Annotated in this window: 17 protein-coding genes; 6 read left to right on the forward strand and 11 right to left on the reverse strand. The window is 64.6% G+C overall.

Features of this window, described 5'->3' with window-relative positions; genetic code table 11:
- Window positions 1–118: 118 nt before the first annotated feature.
- Window positions 119–730 (reverse strand): DUF922 domain-containing Zn-dependent protease, encoded by a 612-nt coding sequence (locus GB927_RS05550; RefSeq protein WP_256115652.1) that lies wholly within the window; start codon window positions 728–730, stop codon window positions 119–121.
- A gap of 146 nt (window positions 731–876) precedes the next feature.
- On the opposite strand from GB927_RS05550, the gene folP reads away from it, so the two are divergent.
- Genes folP through folK form a run of 3 tightly spaced genes read left to right on the forward strand, consistent with a single transcriptional unit; the run spans window position 877 to window position 2,649 of the window.
- Entirely contained in the window at window positions 877–1,776 is a 900-nt protein-coding gene (folP, locus tag GB927_RS05555) for a dihydropteroate synthase (protein WP_256115653.1), read from the forward strand.
- A complete protein-coding gene (folB, locus tag GB927_RS05560) occupies window positions 1,773–2,141 on the forward strand; it encodes a dihydroneopterin aldolase (RefSeq protein WP_023512200.1) in 369 nt (122 codons plus the stop codon). The genes folP and folB overlap by 4 nt, the downstream gene beginning before the upstream one ends.
- Complete coding sequence (folK, locus tag GB927_RS05565) at window positions 2,131–2,649, forward strand: 2-amino-4-hydroxy-6-hydroxymethyldihydropteridine diphosphokinase (RefSeq protein ID WP_256115654.1); 519 nt, start codon at window positions 2,131–2,133, stop codon at window positions 2,647–2,649. Before folB ends, folK begins: the two co-directional genes overlap by 11 nt.
- Here folK and GB927_RS05570 read toward each other — a convergent pair.
- The 5 genes from GB927_RS05570 to GB927_RS05590 all read right to left on the reverse strand — a co-directional run bounded on the left by GB927_RS05570 (window position 2,642) and on the right by GB927_RS05590 (window position 8,512).
- Entirely contained in the window at window positions 2,642–3,190 is a 549-nt protein-coding gene (locus tag GB927_RS05570; RefSeq protein ID WP_256115655.1) for a hypothetical protein, read from the reverse strand. The genes folK and GB927_RS05570 overlap by 8 nt on opposite strands.
- A gap of 155 nt (window positions 3,191–3,345) precedes the next feature.
- Window positions 3,346–4,404 (reverse strand): YcjF family protein, encoded by a 1,059-nt coding sequence (locus GB927_RS05575; protein WP_256115656.1) that lies wholly within the window; start codon window positions 4,402–4,404, stop codon window positions 3,346–3,348.
- Window positions 4,401–5,876 (reverse strand): YcjX family GTP-binding protein, encoded by a 1,476-nt coding sequence (locus GB927_RS05580; RefSeq protein WP_256115657.1) that lies wholly within the window; start codon window positions 5,874–5,876, stop codon window positions 4,401–4,403. Before GB927_RS05580 ends, GB927_RS05575 begins: the two co-directional genes overlap by 4 nt.
- Window positions 5,877–5,943: 67 nt before the next feature.
- Window positions 5,944–6,468: a SixA phosphatase family protein gene (locus GB927_RS05585; protein ID WP_256115658.1), complete on the reverse strand. Its 525-nt coding sequence runs from the start codon at window positions 6,466–6,468 to the stop codon at window positions 5,944–5,946.
- Window positions 6,469–6,541: 73 nt separating this feature from the next.
- Window positions 6,542–8,512: a putative bifunctional diguanylate cyclase/phosphodiesterase gene (locus GB927_RS05590; protein WP_256115659.1), complete on the reverse strand. Its 1,971-nt coding sequence runs from the start codon at window positions 8,510–8,512 to the stop codon at window positions 6,542–6,544.
- A 363-nt stretch (window positions 8,513–8,875) separates the two neighbouring features.
- On the opposite strand from GB927_RS05590, the gene dksA reads away from it, so the two are divergent.
- A complete protein-coding gene (dksA, locus tag GB927_RS05595) occupies window positions 8,876–9,295 on the forward strand; it encodes an RNA polymerase-binding protein DksA (protein WP_256115660.1) in 420 nt (139 codons plus the stop codon).
- Between the two features lie 167 nt (window positions 9,296–9,462).
- Here dksA and GB927_RS05600 read toward each other — a convergent pair whose 3' ends face one another.
- Window positions 9,463–10,467 (reverse strand): flagellar biosynthetic protein FliO, encoded by a 1,005-nt coding sequence (locus GB927_RS05600; protein ID WP_256115662.1) that lies wholly within the window; start codon window positions 10,465–10,467, stop codon window positions 9,463–9,465.
- Window positions 10,468–10,763: 296 nt separating this feature from the next.
- On the opposite strand from GB927_RS05600, the gene cckA reads away from it, so the two are divergent.
- Complete coding sequence (gene cckA, locus GB927_RS05605; RefSeq protein ID WP_256115663.1) at window positions 10,764–13,367, forward strand: cell cycle histidine kinase CckA; 2,604 nt, start codon at window positions 10,764–10,766, stop codon at window positions 13,365–13,367.
- Window positions 13,368–13,374: 7 nt separating this feature from the next.
- Here cckA and GB927_RS05610 read toward each other — a convergent pair whose 3' ends face one another.
- The 4 genes from GB927_RS05610 to GB927_RS05625 form a co-directional block, all read right to left on the reverse strand.
- Window positions 13,375–13,734: a VOC family protein gene (locus GB927_RS05610; RefSeq protein ID WP_256115664.1), complete on the reverse strand. Its 360-nt coding sequence runs from the start codon at window positions 13,732–13,734 to the stop codon at window positions 13,375–13,377.
- Between the two features lie 237 nt (window positions 13,735–13,971).
- The gene (locus GB927_RS05615; protein WP_256115665.1) at window positions 13,972–14,382 is read right to left on the reverse strand and encodes a cupin domain-containing protein; all 411 of its coding nucleotides are present in this window, start codon (window positions 14,380–14,382) and stop codon (window positions 13,972–13,974) included.
- A 56-nt stretch (window positions 14,383–14,438) separates the two neighbouring features.
- Window positions 14,439–15,191, reverse strand: a complete 753-nt coding sequence (locus tag GB927_RS05620) for an SDR family oxidoreductase (protein ID WP_256115666.1) — start codon at window positions 15,189–15,191, stop codon at window positions 14,439–14,441.
- Between the two features lie 65 nt (window positions 15,192–15,256).
- Window positions 15,257–15,736 (reverse strand): carboxymuconolactone decarboxylase family protein, encoded by a 480-nt coding sequence (locus GB927_RS05625; RefSeq protein WP_256115667.1) that lies wholly within the window; start codon window positions 15,734–15,736, stop codon window positions 15,257–15,259.
- Window positions 15,737–15,865: 129 nt separating this feature from the next.
- Between GB927_RS05625 and GB927_RS05630 the strand changes: the two genes are divergently transcribed.
- Window positions 15,866–16,774: a LysR family transcriptional regulator gene (locus tag GB927_RS05630; RefSeq protein WP_256115668.1), complete on the forward strand. Its 909-nt coding sequence runs from the start codon at window positions 15,866–15,868 to the stop codon at window positions 16,772–16,774.
- Window positions 16,775–16,795 lie beyond the last annotated feature (21 nt).

The following is a 16,795-nucleotide window of genomic DNA, read 5'->3' on the forward strand; positions in this document are numbered from 1 at the left end:
TGCGGATTTGCGCTATCGCTAAAACTAACCATTAATTTCATGCATGCGCAGGCACCCGGGCCTTGCCCCGGTCCGAATCCATTAAAACTCTTTCAAGAAATACATGCGCCGCCGGCTTTTACTCGCCGCGGTTCTTCAGCCGGTGCACCAGGAGCCGCATCATGCGGTCGTTGAAGTTCTTCGATTCGACGCGGTCGAACCTTGCCTGGTCGGCATCGTGTTTCGTCACGGCATCGGCTGTCACCCGGTCAACGCGCGCCTGCATGCGCTCGCAATCGGATTCGGGGCGCAGCTTTTTCAGATCGCGCTCCAGGCCGCGGGCATGCTGGCGGGCGATTTCGGCATGGCGCTCCTCGTGGCGGCGGATGTCGCTTGCCAGCGTATCCCAGATGAGGGCGAGCGAGGCGGTCGTGCGGTTGCGGTTCTTCCAGCGCGGCAGGATGATCTGCGTGGAAAGCGTCACCTTCGCCTCGCCGACAGCACAACGGCTGCCGCGGCGCACATAGGTGACCGAGCCGCCCCACTTGATCTTGGTGGCGCCGGGATGGCGCGCGCCGCTGTGTTTCATCATCGGGCCGCGCTTCGACAGTTCCGCATCGAGCTCCGCCGCGGTGTGGCCGCCGACGGAGAAATAGGCGAAGGTCTTCGACGTGATCGTCTGGGCGGCGGCCGGCTGAAGAGCGAGGCAGGTGAGGGCGGCAACGGCCATCAGGCGAGCGATGGTCTTCATTCGGTTCCGTATTCCTTTCGCCATCGGGTGTGCCCGATGCAGTGCCGGCGGACGGCGCCGGTTGAACTTCCCTTAAGCTTGGGGCATAGGCTCGGCAAGCGCAACACTCTTTCCCCGGCGCTGGTTAATTGCGGAAGGAAACCGCCATGTTCTCGCCGTTCGATCCCTTCCGCTGGGCGCTCGCCCATGGCCGGTTTCTGGAGCTCGGCCCGCGCGGCATCCTGATGGCGATCGTCAACGTGACGCCCGATTCCTTTTCCGACGGCGGAAAATTCGACAGCGCGGATGCCGCGGTGGCGCAGGCGATCCTCTGTCTGGACCAGGGTGCCGAAATCGTCGATATCGGCGGCGAATCGACGAGGCCCGGCGCCGCCCCCGTGACGGCGGCCGAGGAGCAGGATCGCATCCTCCCGGTCATCGAGGCGCTGGCCGGCACCACCGACGCCATCCTCTCCGTCGACACCTTTCGCGCCGAGACGGCCCGCCTCGCCATTGCCGCCGGCGCGCATATCGTCAACGACGTGCACGGCCTGCAACGCGAGCCCGACATTGCCCGGGTGGCCGCGGAAACCGGGGCGGGCCTCTGCATCATGCATACGGGCCGCGACCGCGAAAAGCGGCCGGACGTGGTGGAGGACCAGTATCTCTTCCTCGGCCGCTCGCTGGAGATCGCCCGTGAGGCCGGCGTGGCGCGCGAGGCGATGGTGCTCGATCCGGGCTTCGGCTTTGCCAAGGATACCGACGAAAATCTCGAACTGATGGCGCGTTTCGGCGAGCTTTACGGTTTTGCGCTGCCTATGCTCGCCGGCACCTCGCGAAAACGCTTTGTCGGCGCGGTCACGGGGCGCGATGCGGCCGACAGGGATGTCGGCACCGCCGCGACGACGGCGCTGCTGCGGGTCGCAGGCGCTGCGGTCTTCAGAGTGCACGATGTCGCAATCAACAGGGATGCGCTCGCCATTGCCGATGCTATGCTTGCCGCAGGGCGCACGGTGAAGGCGCGCGAGGCGCGCGCCGCAGAGCCGGCCAGACAGGAAAGATCATGACCACCACCTACACGATCACGCTCAAGAACTGCGCCTTCTTCGCCCGCCACGGCCTGCACGATGCGGAAGAATTTTTAGGCCAGCGATTCTTCGTCGATGCGGAGCTTGAGGTGCGGCCGCTGCGCCCGCTTTCCGACGACGCGATCGAATCGACCGTCGACTATGGCGTGGCCTTCCAGGAGATCGAGAAGATCGTCACCGGCCAGCGCCGCTACCTCATCGAGGCCCTGGCGCAGGAGATCGCCACCGTGCTCTGTGCCCGCTTCCCGCAGATTTCGCGCGCGCGCATCACGGTGCGCAAGCCGAACGCGCCGGTGCCCGGCGTGCTCGACTATGTGCAGGTCACGGTCGACCATGCCGTCTGACGCCTTCCGCCAGGCCTCGCTCGGCCTCGGCGGCAATATCGGCGATCCGGCGCGGGCGATGGCGCAGGCGCTCCAGGCACTCGATGCGCGGCCCGACTGCCGTGTCACGGCCGTGTCCAGGCTCTACCGCACGCCGCCCTGGGGCAAGACGGACCAGGACTGGTTCTTCAATGCCTGTGCGCTGGTCGAGACGCTGCTGGAGCCTGAGCCGCTGCTCGATACCTGCCTCGGCATCGAGCGCGACATGAAGCGTGAGCGCAAGGAACGCTGGGGTCCGCGCACCATCGATATCGACGTTCTGACCTTTGAGGGTGTCGCGCAATCCGGCGGGCGACTGGAACTGCCGCATCCGCGCATGACGGGCCGCGGTTTCGTGCTGATGCCGCTCGCCGACGTGGCGCCCACGCTGGAGGTGCAGGGGCGCACGGTCGGATCCTGGCTGAAGGATGCGGATGTCGCGGGCATCGAGCCGGCGAGCGCCGGCGCCGAATGGTGGAAGGTTACTTGATCGACCCGACGGCGATGTCGTCGAGGTTGCGGTCGAGCGAGACGCCGATGACCGGGATCATCTTGTTTTCGACCTTCACCGAGATGGTGATGTTCAGCTTGTTGTCGCTTTCGAGGCGCGCGATCATCGCGCCGTTCAGCTTCTGGCGGTTGATGCCCATCACGACCTTGTTGCCGTTGACCTGGCCCGAGGTGATGTCGAGGCCCTTGCCGGCTGCGCCGTCGAGGAACTTGCCCTTGTAGGTGCTGCCCGCCTTGCTGATCAGCGCGGACATCGGCTGCTTGAAGACGCCGACGCGGCAGAAGCCGTCAAGCTGGATGCCGGCGCCCTTGGCCGGCGCCGTGTCGCCCGTCAGGTCGCAGGAGAATTTTGTGCCCTTGTACTTGCCGGCGACGATTTCGCCCTTGCCCTGCCAGTTGCCGGTGACCTGCTCGAAGAAGGCCTTGTCGCGCGAGCCGGCGGACGCCGGAACCGCGACGGTGGTGGCTGCGAGGAAGGCCGCTACGGAGGCGCGGGCGATCAAAGAGGTGCGCGAAAACATGAACGATCCTTGATGGGCGACGGCCATCTGGCCTGCTGTTGTGCGATGAGATTTGCGCGAAAATGGTTAATGGACGGTTTCCGACAGCCTTGCGCTTCGTCATTTGATCGGATCGCACCCCCGGAAAACCGGGGTGTTGCCGCTACTCCACAGTTCTACAGCGCCTCGTCGCGCCGGCCGGCCGAGGTGCCCGGCGTCAGATCGCCGATGAAATCGCCGATGCCGGGCCGTTTCAGCGCGCGGAAGGGCATCGGGCGGCAGAGGTCCATGGCGGCAATGCCGATTCGTGCCGTCATGAGGCCATTGATGACGCCTTCGCCGAGGCGGGCGGAGAGTTTTGAGGCAAGCCCATGGCCCAGCACCTGCTGCACAAGGCTGTCGCCCATGGCGATGGAACCGGTGACGGCGAGATGGGCAATGACGTCGCGCATCAGGCGCAGCATGCCGATCTTTCCGGGCCTTCCGCCGTAGAGTTCGGCCATGCCGCGCACCAGCCGGCTGCTTTCGTAGATGACATAGCCGAGATCGACCAGCGCCCGGGGGCTCACCGCCGTGACGATGGAGACGCGCTTGGCGGCGCCGAGAATCAGCGCGCGCGCCTCGCGGTCGAGCGGCGCCATCAGTTCGCGCTCGGCAAGATCGACGAGATGGGCCGCGTCGATGATCTCGCCCTCCGTCTCGGCAAGCCGTGCCCGGCCGCGCGCCGTCTGCGGGCGGGCGGAGAGCAGGTGGACCAGCCGGGCAACGATGGCGCGGCCGACCGACGGGGTTGGCGACAGCGTGGCGTCGACGACATCGCGCTTCAAATCCTGGACGGCCGCAAGCCGCCGCAGGCCGATCAGTTCGCGCAGCACGAGGCCGAGCACCGCGAGGACGGCGACGGCCGCGGCACCGATCGCCAGATAACCGAGCCAGTCGTTGCGGCTGAACAGATCGCGGATCAGCGAATCGACCCACAGGCCGATCGCAAGCGAGACGAGCAGGCCGAGCGCGCCGAAGGCGATGCGGCCGAGCGTGAGGCGGCGCCGGCGCGGGGTGGCGACCGGCGGGATCAGTTCGGGCACGTCCGCCGTCGTCGCGATGAAGGGATCTTCGGCATCCGGCGTCAGCCGGACGGCCTCGTCGAAGGCGGCGGGTGCGCGGGGTTTGGCGCGTTCCGGCGTGGTATCGGCGGGCAGCGAGAAGGCGGCGGGCTTGCGCGGACGGTCGTTCATGCGAGCCGGTCTCCGATCAGATATTGCAGCGCCCGGTCGAGCCGGATGTGCGGCACGGACAATTTCAGGCCGCCGCCCGTCTCCTCGATATGCGGCGGGCGGAAGCGCACGAAGTTCAGGAGATGCGGCGGCTCGCCTTCGGGAGCGGCATCAAGCGCTTTGAAAAGTGAATCCGGATTCTCCGGCAAGTCCCCGGAAAATATCGCTGTTTTGCGTTCGCCGTCGAAGACCTCGCCATTGATCCTCTCGCCCGCCATCGGCGTGCCGACGATGACCGGCAGCACCTGTCCGTCATGCGGCACGGTCGCCTCGCGCGTGGCGCGCACGGAGGCGAGCGCCATCACCTCGATGCCGGCCCCGCTCATGCCGATGCGCTCGATGGCGCGTTCGACGAGCCGCCGCGTGACCGCTTCCAGCCGCGCATGGCTCTCATGGTGCAGGTGGTCGGCCTTGGTAGCGGCGATGACGATGCGGTCGATGCGGCGCGTCACGAAGGACGACAGGAAATTGTTGGAGCCGGCGCGAAAACAGTCGAGCACGTCACCAAGCGCGCGCTCCAGGTCGTGCACGGCCTCGGCACCGCGGTTGATCGCCTGCAGCGCGTCGATGAGCACGATCTGCCGGTCGAGCCGGGCGAAATGCTCGCGGAAGAACGGGCGCACCACATGGGTCTTGTAGGCCTCGTAGCGCCGTTCCATCATCGCATGCAGCGAGCCCTTGGCGGGGCTGCCCTTGGGAAGGTTCGCCAGCGGCGCGAAGGTGAGCGCGGGCGAACCTTCGAGATCGCCGGGCATCAGGAAGCGGCCGGGCGGCAGCGTCGAGAGCGAGCGTTCGTCGGATTTGCAGGCTTTCAGATAGGCAGTGAAGGCGTCTGCGAGCGAGCGGGCGGTTGCCTCCTCTCCGCTCGCGGCCGGATCGACCGTGGCCGACAGCGCCAGCCAGTCGCGCGCCAGCTCCGCGCGGATGCCGGAGCCGGCGAGCGCCACAGTGTTTTCGCTGAAGGTGCGAAAATCCTGCGCCAGCAGCGGCAGGTCGAGCAGCCATTCGCCTGGGTAATCGACGATGTCGATCGACAGTTTGCCGGGCGAGAACAGCCGGCCCCAACCGGAGGCGCTCTCATAATCGAGCGTGATGCGAAGCTGCGATATGGCGCGCGTCGAATCCGGCCAGACGCGATCGGCGACGAGCGCGCGGATATGGTCCTCGTACTGGAAGCGCGGCACCGCGTCGTCCGGCTGCGGCTCCAGCCGGGTTTTTGACACGCGCCCGGAGCGGCCGGCCTCGAACAGCGGCAGGCGGCCGCCGTTCAGCAGATTGTGCACGAGCGAGGAGATGAAGACCGTTTTCCCGGCGCGCGACAGACCCGTCACGCCGAGGCGGATCGACGGGTTGACGAGATTGGTGGCGCGGCCGGTCAAGGCGTCGAGCGCGAGCAGGGCTTCGTCGGTGAGGGTGGTCAGGCTAGGGGGCAAGGTCTCTTTCCAGCATCGAAGGCGATATAGGAAACGAAATCCGGCGGGAAAAGAGGTTGCCCTATGATCAGCGCGCCGGCCGCGGCGTCATGAAGCCGGCAAGGCAGGCTCCGGCATAGGCATCCTCGCTCGGCCGCTCGTCGAAATCGAGGATGGCGAGGCCCGCGGTCGGGTAGCCGAACGGGGCGGCGGCCTCCGCGATCTCCTTGCCGACCAGGCGGTGGAAGAGTTCCTCGATCATCGGATTGTGGCCGACGATCATCACGGAGGTCTCCTGGCGGCTGGCGAAGGCGAGTTCGGCATAGGCATCGATCGTGCCGGAATAGAGCTGGTCGACATGCTCGATCGTCAAATCCTGGCTGACCGAGCGGTGGAACGGTTCGGCGGTCTGCCGGCAGCGCGCCGCGGTGGAGGAAAAGATGAGGGCCGGCTTGTAGCCCTGGTCGGCGGCTTCCTCGGCGATCACCTCGGCTTCGGCAAAGCCGTCATCGTCGAGCGAGCGGTCGAAATCCGACTGGCCGGGCTCGGCCCAGGCGGCGCGGGCGTGGCGAAGCAGATAGAGCCGGAATGCCGGCGTACCGAGAGATGCCAAGTCTGTCCTCCATCCGCCTCGCGGCCGATGATCCGCGCCGCTTCCGACTTCATGTCTTTCCTCGCCGGAAAGATCAACCGGTTTTGCGAATGGGGGCATTCACGATCGTGTCGGAAACCGCCCGGTAGGCGAGCGTGTCTTCCAGCCGCTGCGGCCTTGCGAAGTAATAACCCTGCATCATGCGGCAGCCGAGCGCCCGGAGCGCCACCATCTGCTCGTGGGTTTCCATGCCCTCGACGACGCAGACGCAGCCGATATTGCGCGACAGGTCGACGATGGTCTTGACGATGCTGCGGCTGAGTTCGTTCGTCGCGATGTCGACGATGAAGCCGCGGTCGATCTTGATCTTGGTGAGCGGCAGCTTGTGCACGTAGCTGAGGCTGGAATGGCCCGTGCCGAAATCGTCGAGCGCGATGCCGATGCCGCGCTCGGCAAGGCGGCGGATGTTTTCCGCGGCGAGCGCGAAATTGCGCATGACGGCGGTTTCCGTCACCTCGATGTCAAGGCGGGCGGGATCGACGCCGCTTTCGGCGATGATGTCGAGCAGGGCGTCGACGGTCTTGTTGGACACGACGTCGCGGGTCGACAGGTTGACGGAGAGGCGTATGTGGTCCGGCCAGCTTTTCGCCGCCACGAGCGCCTTGCGCATCAGGGTCTCCGTCAGGCGGCCGATGATGCCGGCGCGCTCCGCTGCGCGGATGAAGACCGCCGGGGGTACGAGGCCGAGCGTGGGGCTCTCCCAGCGGGCGAGCGCCTCATAAGCGGAGATGCCGTTGGTGTCCGCGTCGACCATTGGCTGAAAGACGAGGTACATTTCGTTTTCGAAGTCGGCGGCGCGTAGCGCCTGCTGGATGCGGCCCTGCTCGTTGATCTCGGCCTCGTGCTCCGCGGAGAAGACCACCGCGGTGCCGCGAAAATTCTGCTTGGCGAGGTAGAGGGCGAAATCGGCGCGGTCGAACAGCCTGTCAGCCGTCGTGCCGGCGTCGCCCAGGATCGAGATGCCGAGCGAGCCGGAAACCCGCGCCGTCTGGCCGTTGAAGACATAGGGTTCCTGGAGTGCGGCGCAGATTTCTTCGCCCAGTCCGTGCAGCCGGTCGGGGCAGGGGCTGCCCTCGAAGACAATGCCGAATTCATCGCCGCCGAGCCGGGCGGGAAACACGCCCTCGCCGGAAAAGCTGGAAAGTCGTTCGCCCACTTCGATCAGCAGCTTGTCGCCGATGCCGTGGCCGAACGCGTCGTTGACCGGCTTGAAGCCGTCGAGGTCGATGAGGCCGAGGGCGAGGCCGGCGCCGTTCTTCTCCGCCTCGGCGATCCGCTTTTCCAGCTCGGCGCGGAACTGTCGGCGGTTCGGCAGGTTGGTCAGGCTGTCGAGATTGGCAAGGCGATGGTTTTCGTCGCTGAGCCGCTGGGTTTCCGCCTGACGCTCAGTCAGATCCTTCTGCGACTGGATGAGCGCGCCGAAATCCCGGTAATAGGTCAGCAGGATGAACACCATGGCGACGGTGACGAGCGCGACGTTGAGCGCCAGCGCCGTGAAGACCGGGTTGCCCGAGGTGCCGAAGAATATCGTGAACGGCCCGAGCACGATCGCCGTCAGCGCGAGCGCTGCCGCGCGCAGATGCATCAGGCAGAAGATGCAGCCGATCACCGTGTTGGCGATGTAGAAGGCGACATGGGACTGCTGGTAGGCATCGCCGTAGGAAAACAGGCTGAGCGACCAGGCGCAGAAACCGGCGCCGAGCAGCGCGGTCAGCCGATAGGTCGAGCGCAGCCGGCCGGTCGCTTCCTCATGCGTATAGGTCCGGTTGCGGCTGAACCACCAGTGCACCAGGCGGAACACGCTGACGGCGTAAAGCATGGACGGAATATAGAGGGTGAGAAGGGCGGGCGCCGCCTGGAAATGCGTGACCGTAAGGGCAACGGTATTGGTGACCAGCATGAAGTAGAGCAGCGGCACCTGCTTCGTAAAAGCGGCAAGCTGCGCCTGTACGAGTTCCGGATTACCGGATTCGATCGTGAGAACGGCCTTTGCCCTGCTGAACATCAATGCGTGCTCCTGCCCTTATGCGAAGAAAAGCACGAGTTGCTAAAATAAATCTGAATCCACAGGCGAGACAGTTTCGCGAAAGAAAATTCTCCTACCATTCCTCGCATAGCGAATGCTTCTGCCTATATTTGCGGCAGGACGGCATGCCGGGCAGGCCATTGCGGCCCCCGAATGCGGAATGGTTTGCGGGCCTTTACCGGCCGGTTTTGCCATCTCGTTGTAATCTTGATGAAATATTAGTCTGGCAAGGTTCAAAACAAAGGCAGGCGCGAAAATCCGTGGGTAAGTCCCGGCAGGCTTGAATCACGCAACCCGTGGGGATATACAGCGCGCCTTGAGATGTTCTTCAGGAGAATCGCGTTGAGTGAGAAGATCGATCTTAGCAATCTCGTCCTCAATGAGGACGATGAATTCATGAGTGCCAACCAGCGGGCTTACTTCCGAGCGAAGCTGAACGCCTGGAAAAACGACATCCTGCGCGAAGCGCGCGAAACCCTCGACCACCTGGCAGAAGAAAGCGCAAACCATCCGGACCTCGCGGATCGGGCTTCTTCGGAAACCGATCGTGCCATTGAACTTCGGGCACGCGACCGCCAGCGCAAGCTGATCTCCAAGATCGATGCGGCGCTGCAACGTCTCGACGAAGGCACCTACGGCTATTGCGAGGAAACGGGCGAACCGATCGGCCTCAAGCGTCTCGACGCCCGACCGATCGCCACGCTTTCGATCGAGGCGCAGGAGCGCCACGAGCGTCGGGAAAAGGTGTATCGCGACGAGTAAGCGTTTTCTGCGGGATTTCCGCAGGCGGCGTTGACGACGATCGAACACCGGAGATCTCCGGTGCCGGCAGCTTTTTTACTGCGCGGCATCGGCAGGGTCAAAAATTGAAGCCGTTGGAAGCTTTTCTTCCAACGGCTTTTTTCTGTCCTCACGCCGCGTAAATTGACTCAGGCCTTGCGGTTGGCGGCGATTTCGCCGAGCAGGCGGGCCATTTCGGCTTCGGTCTCTTCACGGCTCTTGGCGCTCGCCTGTCCGCTCATCGCTGCGGTCTGTGTGGGGTTCGAGGTGGGCTGCGCGCTGGTGCGGGCAGCGCTGCTCGCTCCGGCGTTGCTGGCCATTTCAGCTTCGAGGATCTTTTCGAATTCGCTGACGAGGGCCGGATTGTCGGTGATGTTGGTCGTCGGCTTGGCGAGCACCGGGGTCGTCACCGGGCGCTGTACAACCTGGCCGGTGGTTGCCTGACCGCTCGTCGTCGCCACGGATTGTGGGCTCAGCACGCGCTGGCGGCTCTGTTCCAGCACATCCTCGATGCGGCGCTCCGACGAGCGCTGCTCGGCATTCACCTGCGCCTGCTGGTTTGTCGTCACCGGCTGGGTGACGGTGCGCACCGGCACGGCGCGTGCGGCGCCCTCGTCGTCGCCGGCATAGAGCACCTTGGCCATGGCAGAGACGCCATCCGGCGTCGCGACCGCGCGGCGTTCCACGGCGCCTGCCGTCGTGGTGGCGGCGCTGGAGGACGCTGCCGAGCGTGCGGCGGCGGCGGTCTCGACGGCCTTGACCGGCGTTTCGCGCAGGACGGGCGCGGGTTCGGCGCGTTCGATGGTCTGGGTCGCCTTTTCGACGGCCAGGGTTGCCTTGTCGGCGGGCTGGGCGGTTTCGGTCGAGGCGGTTGCGATGCGGGTTTCGATGACGATGTCGGTCGGGCCGCCGATCATCAGGAGATGTTCCACGTCGTCGCGGCGCACCAGCACGAGGCGGCGGCGTGTGTCGATCGCCGCGGCATCGAGCACGGCAAGCCGCGGCGTGCGGTTGCGTCCGCCGCGAATGAAGGGCGAGGAGGGACGGCCCCGGATGATCCACAGCACCAGTGCAAGGCAGAGCAGGCCGAGCAGCACCACCACGGCGGCGATGACGAACTTCGTGCCGTTCTCTGCGAGAATCTCCTGGAACATGGCGCGGTCACTCCTTCGGGCATTTGCCCTTTTTGGGCAGATTGCTGCATTTGACGGCTTTTTACGGGGTCCTACAAGCGCTTCGCCGCGCTTGTCCAGCACCGAATGCCGTCGTCATCGTCGCGTAAGTATGGCAGGTTACGAAAATTGCGATGTTTGAGCCGGGAATATTCCCTGTGAATTCGCGGCCTTGCTTCCCCTCGATGGCTTTTTGCGCTTCCCTCGTGCGGATAAACATGATTCTCGCATCGGGTCCCGGCCAAGCGCAAGGCCGGACGGATGCAGACGAGGGATTGATGACGACGATGAAGCGGCCGGGCGAGGACAATCTGCCGATCGTGGACCGCGGTGTGCGGCCGGCGGTGGCGCTTCGCGTCGTGCTGCTGGCGATCGTGCTCGCGGCCTCGGCCGGCGCGTTCATCGTGTTCAAGAACCAGCTCGACAACGAGCTCGTGCTCGGCGTTCTCGGCGTGCTCGCCATGGCCGGCATCTTCTTCGTCGTCTCGGCGCTGATCGGCTTCATCGAGATCATGCCGCAGGCGACGCGCTCCGACGATCTCGCCCGCGCCTTCCTCGATTCGCACCCGGACGGCACCGTCATCACCGATCGCAAGGGCCGCATCGTCTATGCCAACGCCGCCTATGGCGCGCTGACGGGGGCAAACGGCGAGGCGGAGGTGCAGACGCTCGAAACGCTGCTGTCGCGCAACCGCGACGCCACCGAGGCCGTCTACCGCCTGACGAACGGCCTGCACGAGGGCAAGGAAGGGGCGGAGGAATTCCGCGTCCAGAAGCCGCTCAATCCCTCCGCCGCCAACGGATCCGGCGCGCAATGGTATCGCCTCAAGGCCCGCGTGCTGCCGAACCGCGAGAAGGCCAAGCAGCCGCTCTATATCTGGCAGGTCTCCAACATCACCTCCGAGCGCGACGATCAGGAGCGCTTCTTCAAGGAATTGCAGAACGCGATCGACTATCTCGACCATGCGCCGGCCGGCTTCTTCTCCGCCGGCCGCAAGGGCGAGATCGTCTACCTGAACGCCACGCTTGCCGAATGGCTCGGCATCGATCTCGCGAAATTCCATCCCGGCGCGCTCTCCATCGCCGATGTCGTGGCGGGCGAGGGGCTGGCCCTCATCCAGTCCGTGCAGGCCGAGCCCGGCCTGAAGCGCACCGAGATGCTCGACCTCGACCTGCGCAAGACCAATGGCCAGAGCCTTCCAGTCCGCATCGTGCACCGCGTCACCTCGATGCGCGACGGCGCGCCGGGCGAAAGCCGCACCATCGTGCTCGCCCGCGAAGAAGGCGGCGAGGGCGACCAGTCCGCCTCGATCGCCTCGATGCGCTTCACGCGCTTCTTCAACAATACGCCGATGGCGATCGCCTCCGTCGATGGTAACGGCCGGATCCTGCGCACCAACGCGCCGTTCCTGAAACTGTTTTCCACCGTCGTCTCGCGCGACGATATCGACCACGGCGCCAAGCTTGAAACTATCGTGCACGAGACGGACCGGTTGCGCCTGCAATCGGCGCTCGACGCGGCCAAGGACCGGCAGGGCGACATCGCGCCGCTCGATTCGCTGCACCCGGCCGACGACACGCGGCATTTCCGCTTCTACGTGAACGCCGTCATCGACCAGAGCGACGAGGCGCCGGAAGAGGCCGCCATCGTCTATGCCGTCGAGAGCACTGAGCAGAAGGCGCTCGAAACCCAGATGGCGCAGACGCAGAAGATGAATGCGGTCGGCACGCTCGCCGGCGGCATCGCGCACGATTTCAACAACGTGCTGACGGCGATCCTGCTGTCCTCTGACCACCTGCTGCTCTCCGCCCGCCCGTCGGATGCGAGTTTTGCCGATCTCATGGAGATCAAGCGCAACGCCAACCGCGCCGCCGTGCTCGTACGGCAACTGCTCGCCTTCTCGCGCAAGCAGACGATGCGCCCGACCGTCCTGAACCTCACCGACGTCATCGGCGACCTGCGCATGCTCGTCGACCGCATGACCGGCACGAACGTCAAGATCGAGGTCGAGTACGGTCGCGACCTCTGGGCGGTGAAGACCGATCTCGGCCAGTTCGAGCAGGTGCTGATCAACCTTGCGGTCAATGCCCGCGATGCCATGCCGGAGGGCGGCACGATCACCTTCCGCACCCGCAACGTGGAGGCCGAGGAGGCCGCCGCCCGCAATCTGCGCGACCTGCCGGAGGGCGACTATGTGGAAGTCGAGGTCGCCGACCAGGGCACCGGCATCCCGCCGGAGATCATCGACAAGATCTTCGAGCCCTTCTTCACCACCAAGGAAGTCGGCAAGGGCACCGGTCTTGGCCTTTCCATGGTCTACGGCATTGTCAAACAGTCCGGCGGCTACATCTATCTCGATTCCGAAGTCGGCAAGGGCACGACCTTCCGCATCCTCATGCCGCGCCACACCGAGGAAGAACTGCCGGTCGATGCGACCGCCCTGCAAGCCGGCGAAAAGCAGCCGGTCGCCGCCGTGCCTGCCGTGGAGAAGGAACCGCGCGACCTCACCGGCGGCTCGGCCGTCGTGCTGCTCGTCGAGGACGAGGAGGCGGTGCGCCGCGGCGGAAAACGCATGCTGGAAACCCGCGGTTATACCGTGCACGAAGCCGGCTCCGGCGTCGAAGCGCTCGACATCATGGACGAGCTGAACGGCGCTGTCGACATCGTCGTTTCGGACGTCGTGATGCCCGAAATGGACGGCCCGACGCTGCTGCGCGAATTGCGCAAAGGCTATCCCGACATGAAGTTCATCTTCGTCTCCGGCTACGCCGAAGACGCCTTCGCCCGAAACCTCCCCGCCGACGCCAAATTCGGCTTCCTGCCAAAACCGTTCTCGTTGAAGCAGCTTGCGGAAGCGGTGCGGGAGATGCTGGACGCGTGATGGTTTTTCAGCGCGCGGTGATGCCGCGGCTCGAAACGGAAATGGAGTTTCCGTCCGGGCCTTTTGCGTTTGCAAAGTCGTAGGAGGCGGTGCGGTGGATTGGGCCGAAGGGAACGCCTCGCACAGCGCTCTCAGCGCAAAATGCGTCTACATTTTCCACAGAAAACACCAGCTTCACGGCTGATTGTCCCATCTTCTGGCTTTTTGCGGCGGGATAGAGCATGAGATTTGCCCCGCCACGAGGGTCGAGCAGTTCTACGATCCGGTCGCCATCAGCGCGATGAACCTCGAAACCAAATGGCGCCGTGTAGAAACGCGCCGTCTCCTCGACATCACGCACATAGAGCAGGATTCGCGTCAGCGGCATGGCATTTTCCGAGCAAGAGGGGGCGGGTGAGTAAGCCGACCGCCAAAAAATCAATTCACCAGCATCACGGTGATTTTGGCCAGCCGCGTTTTGTTTTCATTGCTAACATATTTTTCTTCGAACTGTGGCCGCCCTCATGGGGGAACAGGCGGCCTCGTCGCATGAGATCGTAACGGTCTCCGGCAAAGATTGGCAATCAGCATACCGAGCCTCCGCACGACGCGCCGCCGGAAACCCTTATTTCATCGGATAGACGAGTTCCTTCTCCGCCGAATCAACCACGAAGACCGCGAGCAGCTTGGCGGGGTCCGTCGTGCTGTCATTGGCGCTGACGCCGTGGCGGTCGCCGGGCAGTTCGGAAAAGTTTTCGCCCGCCTTGTAGACCTTGACCGGGCCGTCATTGACCTGGCTGCGGATCGCGCCTTCGAGCACGGTCGCATAGATGAAGGCCGAAGTCGGGTGGGTATGGCCTTCAGAAAAGCCGCCCGGACCATATTCGACCAGCACGCCGCGGATGCTCTTGCCCGGCACGTTCGGCAGCTCGTGTTCATAGACGAGCGTCACCTTCGCGGCCTCGCTGGCAAGCGAAGGGCTGGCGGTGGCGATTGCGGCGGCAAGCGCTGCGAAGAGGAGGGATGTTCTGGTCATGTCGATGCTCCTGATGGTGGGAAGGAAAGGATGTGCCGCACCATGGCGGCACGCGGTTACCGGCGCGGGGCGGTAGCGAACCACTGCTTGAAGGTGCTTTTGCCAAGGCGTGGGCTGTCGTCCGAGACGAGCGAGCCGTCTTCGAGCCGGGCGCCGAAATACCGGGCTTCAGGGTCGGCCGCGACCTGGCGGGGATCGTTCATGGCCTGGAGGTAGAGCGCGACCAGTTCGTGAAGCCGAAAGCGCTCGGGGCCGGCGATTTCGATCGTGCCGTTGATCGGCGCGGCCTGCGCCACGTCGGCCATCGCATCCGCGACGTCGTCCGAGGCGATCGGCTGGACGTAGGCGGCAGGGAGATGGACGGTATCGCCGATCGTTCCAGACTGCGCAATGCCGCTCACGAACTCCATGAACTGCGTCGAATGCACGATCGTGTAGGGAATGCCGGACGCCTTGATCAGCTTTTCCTGCGCGAGCTTAGCGCGGAAATAGCCGCTTTCCTGCAAGCGCTCCGTGCCGACGACGGAGAGCGCGATATGATGCTTCACGCCTGCCACCTTTTCGGCGGCAAGGAGGTTGCGCCCGGAGGTCTCGAAGAACGCCATCACATCCGCGTCGGCGAAGGAGGGGGAGTTTGCGAGGTCGAGCACGACGTCGGCGCCGGCAAGCGCTTCGGCCAGGCCTTCGCCGGTGATCGTGTTGACGCCGGTGTTGGGCGAGGCGGCGATGACCTCGTGGCCATTTTTGCGCAGGCGGTCCACGGTCTTCGAGCCGATGAGGCCGGTGCCGCCGATGATGACGATTTTCATGATAGGTCTCCCTTCGCGGCGCTGGGTAGCGCCACGGTTCCAGTGTTCGTGATGATCGCTGCGGATTAGCTGAGGCCGGCCTTGTCGAGGCCGTAGACCTTGTCGGCCGAGCCCGGCACGGACTTGAAGGCGATGCTGGCGCGGTTCCAGGCGTTGATCGCCATGATCGCGAAGGTGAGGTCGGAAATTTCCTTCTCGGAAAGCTGACCGCGCACGCGCTCGTAAAGCTCGTCCGGAATGCCACCCTCGGGCAGCTTCGTCAGGGCTTCGGTCCAGGCAAGCGCCGCGCGCTCGCGCGGGATGAACAGGGTCGATTCACGCCAGATGGCGACGTGATGGACGCGCAGTTCGCTTTCGCCGTGGATCTTGGCTTCCTTCACATGCATATCGAGGCAGAAGGCGCAGCCATTCATCTGCGAGGCCCGGATGTTCACCAGGTCGCGGATCTTCTGTTCGATGACGCTGCCCGCGAGCGCCATGCTCAGATCGGAAATCTTCTTGAACAGTTCGGGGGACTGCTGCGCGTAGTTCAGGCGTTGGGTCATATTCGCTCTCCTTAATTAAGGATATTAAGCATCCTTATGGATATAAAATATCCTTAATTGCTGGACTGTAAAGCCGAAACGGCATAAGCTTCGCGTATAAGTCTTATGTCGAAGAGTATGAGGCGGGCGATGGACATCGTATCGGCGTTGCGCACGTTCCTGCGTGTGGCGGAGACCTCTTCTTTCTCGGCTGCCGCGCAAGATCTCCACCTGACGCAGCCGGCGGTATCGCGGCAGATTTCCGCCCTGGAGGCGCGTCTCAACGTCCGCCTTCTTCACCGCACGACCAGCGCGCTGGCCCTAACGGCCGAGGGGGAGCGCATCATCCCCATGGCGCTGCGCGTGCTGGAAGCCGTGGACGAGCTTGGCGACAGCCTCGGTCAGGATGCCGCCACGTTGACAGGGAATGTGAAGCTCAGCGTTCCGGCGCCGCTCGGGCTTTTTCTCGCCGACCGGGTGGAAAGCCTGCTCGCGCGCCATCCCGGGCTTTCGGTCGAGCTGATCTTCAAGGAGGACGCCTCCGATCTGGTGCAGGACGGGATCGATCTTGAGGTGCGGATCGGCCCGGTCTCGGACAATGGCCTGATCTGTCGGCGGATCGGATGGACGACGGCGTTTCTCGTCGCCTCTCCCGCCTATCTCGCGACGTGCTGTCCCCCGACCGTGCTCGAAGACCTCACCGACCACGCCTGCATCTGCTACCAGCGGGCGGGCGACAATCGCGCCTGGTCCTTTTCCGATGGGGCGTGCGACGTGGCGGTTCGCATCACGCCGCGGCTGATCGCGCACAATGCCGTCGCGGTTCATCGCGCGACCGTCGCGGGCGCGGGCCTCTCGGTGCTTTCCCACATTCTCGCCCTGCCGGACATGCAAAGCGGCAGGCTTGTCGAGGTCATGCCGGATTTCCGGCCCACGCGACTGCCGATCAGCGTGGTCTATCCCTCACGGCGCAACATGCCGCTGCGCACGAAGGTGGTGCTGGAATTCCTGGCCGAGGCGGTTCACGACGATCCACTGATGCGCGCATCGGAAGCATAGGTCCGGCGCAAGAATGGCTTG

This window comes from Shinella lacus (genome assembly GCF_010994755.1).
GTDB lineage: Bacteria > Pseudomonadota > Alphaproteobacteria > Rhizobiales > Rhizobiaceae > Shinella > Shinella lacus.